We start from the raw sequence: 3,022 nt of genomic DNA, 5'->3' as shown, positions 1-3,022 counted from the left end.
CGCAAGTTATTTCATTTCGACTCCTATGACGAATCGGGCGTGCCCACGCCGTGAGCAGGCTTCACTCGGATAAACCGACCCCACAGCAGGGAACCTGTCCAGGATTTGCCCAGCAAAACGCATTGCCTACGGAGTATCGCTTGTCGGCAGGCGAAGGAAGAGATCATGAAAAGGCCTTGATTGCCAGGAGGTCCTGATTGCCAGGGGAGCTGGAGCACCAGGAGAGCTGGCAGAGCCACACCGGTCGGGGCCGGGCCGGGGCAGGACAGGGATCGGGGGGCTGAGCCCGGCAGGACGGGCAGCACCAGGCAGCGCCTGGCCCTACAGCCGGTTTCTGGTCCTAAAGCCGGTTCTGGCCCTACAGCCGGCTGTAGCCGGGTGTCCCTCGGCCGTGGCCCGCAGTTTTTGGGCCGGCGAGGCAGGGGTAGAGGCAAGGCATAGTCAATTGGACGCAAAGGTGATAGCCGGCCGGCCCGGCCGGAAGGAGTGAGGATCATGACACTACCTGTACGACGCGGAGAAAGCCTGGGAACGCTGGCACGATGGGATCCGTTCCGGGAGATCGAGGACGCCTGGACTCGCATGGGCAATCTGCTCGGCGACGTCATGGGCGGCGTCGAGGGCCGTCCGGCGCGGTTGCTGGGTGGCATAGTGCAGCCGGTCGACATCGAGGAGACCGATGACGCGTTCGTGATCGATCTCGATCTTCCCGGGGTACGCCGGGAGGACATCTCCGTGGACCTGCGCGACAACGAGCTGTTCGTCACCGGTGAAATCAAGGAGCGGGAACGCACGGGAGTACTGCGCCGCCGTAGCCGCCCAGTGGGCCGGTTCGAGCACCGCATCGCCGTGCCGGGTGACATTGACCCGGAATCGGTGCACGCCACCCTGGCCGACGGAGTGCTCACCATCCGGCTGGCGAAGGCTAAGCGGAGCCAGCCCAAGCACATCGAGATCAGCACCGGACCCGAAGGCCAGAGCACCGGCCCCGAGGGCCAAAGCTGACTGAGTGCCTGGTACGACTGAGTGCCTGGTACCCGGACCCGCCAGCGCGCCCTCCGCCGGGACCCCGGCAGGCCCGGCCTGTCCAGCCGGTCGGCTTGCCCCGCCAGCAGGCGCTACCGACGATTTGTAATTAAGGTATTGCATGTCGTGAGGATGGGCCTGCGATGTTCGCGGGGTCCGGTCACGTTCTGCTTCAGGGGAACCATCATGCCAAAGATCATCGCTTACGAGGAGGAAGCACGGCGCGGGCTGGAACGTGGCATGAACCAGCTGGCCGGCGCCGTGAAGGTGACGCTCGGTCCGAAGGGGCGCAACGTCGTCCTGGAGAAGAAGTGGGGCGTTCCCACCATCACCAATGACGGTGTCTCCATTGCCAGGGAGATCGAGCTCGAAGATCCGTATGAGAAGATCGGCGCCGAGATGGTCAAGGAGGTCGCCAAGAAGACCGACGAGGTGGCCGGCGACGGCACCACGACGGCGACCGTCCTGGCGGAGGCACTGGTCCACGAGGGCCTGCGGAACGTGGCCGCGGGCGCGAACCCGATCGCCCTCAAACGTGGCATCGAGCTGGCCGTCGAGCGGGTCTGTGGGGAGCTGGCCGACCTGTCCAGGGATCTGGAAACCAAGGATCAGATCGCCTCAACGGCCTCGATCTCGGCCGGCGGGGACACCGCGATCGGCCAGATCATCGCCGAGGCGATGGACAAGGTCGGCCGGGACGGCGTCATCACCGTCGAGGAGAGCAACACCTTCGGCCTCGAGCTGGAGCTCACCGAAGGTCTGCGTTTCGACAAGGGCTACATCTCGCCGTACTTCATCACTGATCAGGAGCGGATGGAGTGCGTCCTGGAGGACCCCTACATCCTGGTCGCCAACATCAAGATTTCGCTGGTCAAGGACATGCTCCCGCTCTTGGAGAAGGTCATGCAGGCCGGCAAGCCGCTGCTGGTTATTGCCGAGGACGTCGAGGGGGAGGCCCTGGCAACCCTGGTCGTCAACAAGATCCGCGGTACGTTCCGGTCCGTGGCCGTGAAGGCGCCGGGTTTCGGCGACCGGCGCAAGGCCATGCTCGGCGATATCGCCGTTCTGGCGGGCGGTCAGGTGATCAGTGAGGAGGTTGGTCTCAGGCTGGAGAACGCCGACCTCGACCTGCTTGGCCAGGCCCGCAAGGTTATCGTCACCAAGGATGACACGACCATTATCGAGGGCGCCGGCGACCCGGGCCAGATCGCCGGTCGGGTCAGCCAGATCCGTAGCGAGATCGAGAAGTCGGACTCCGACTACGATCGCGAGAAGCTGCAGGAGCGGCTGGCCAGGCTCGCCGGCGGCGTGGCCGTCATCAAAGCCGGCGCGGCCACCGAGGTCGAGCCCAGGGAGCGTAAGCACCGCATCGAGGACGCGGTCCGCAACGCGAAGGCCGCCGTTGAGGAGGGCATCGTTCCCGGCGGTGGGGTGGCTCTGCTGCTGGCCTCGGAGGCCGTCTTCGACGGGCTGGACGTGGCCGAGGACGAGCGGACCGGGGCCGAGATGGTGCGCCGCGCGTTGACCGAGCCGCTCCGGCAGATCGCGATCAATGCCGGTCTGGAAGGCGGCGTCGTGGTCGAGAAGGTCCGCAACCTGCAACCGGGGTGGGGGCTGGACGCCGCCACCGGCGAGCACGTCAACATGCTCGAGGCCGGGATCATCGACCCGACCAAGGTCACCCGCTCCGCCCTGCAGAACGCCGCATCCATCGCCGGGCTGTTCCTCACTACCGAGGCCGTCGTCGCCGAAAAGCCAGAGGAAAAGGAAACCGCGGCCGCGGCAGCCGGTGGGGGTGGCCTGGAATACTGATTGACAGCGTCGTTGTCGCGGCCGACACGCCGGCCGACACGCCCACGGTGGCGGTCGAACAGGCCCATCCCGTCCTGGAACTCGCCTACCGCGGCAACTCGCCTATTCCGCGACGTTTCCACCGCCGAACTGCCGACGGAAGGAACCGAGCAGGTGGTCGAGGCCCCAGAGGAACTGGCCCGGG

At 66.1% G+C, this 3,022-nt stretch carries 2 protein-coding genes; both read left to right on the top strand.

The features are described 5' to 3' along the window. The first annotated feature begins 495 nt into the window (after positions 1-495). Positions 496-1,005: an Hsp20/alpha crystallin family protein gene (locus AC08OU_RS22530; RefSeq protein ID WP_476600071.1), complete on the top strand. Its 510-nt coding sequence runs from the start codon at positions 496-498 to the stop codon at positions 1,003-1,005. Between the two features lie 207 nt (positions 1,006-1,212). Beyond that, positions 1,213-2,838, top strand: a complete 1,626-nt coding sequence (gene groL / locus AC08OU_RS22525) for a chaperonin GroEL (protein ID WP_476605726.1) — start codon at positions 1,213-1,215, stop codon at positions 2,836-2,838. Positions 2,839-3,022: the final 184 nt, after the last annotated feature.

This window comes from Frankia sp. CcMO1 (assembly GCF_977945845.1).
This window is presented reverse-complemented; position numbering and strand designations above follow the sequence as displayed.

Bases quoted from the DNA above. Each gene is read 5' to 3' on its own strand.
- groL (WP_476605726.1), top strand. From the start codon at position 1,213: ATGCCAAAGATCATCGCTTACGAGGAGGAAGCACGGCGCGGGCTGGAA.
- AC08OU_RS22530 (WP_476600071.1), top strand. From the start codon at position 496: ATGACACTACCTGTACGACGCGGAGAAAGCCTGGGAACGCTGGCACGA.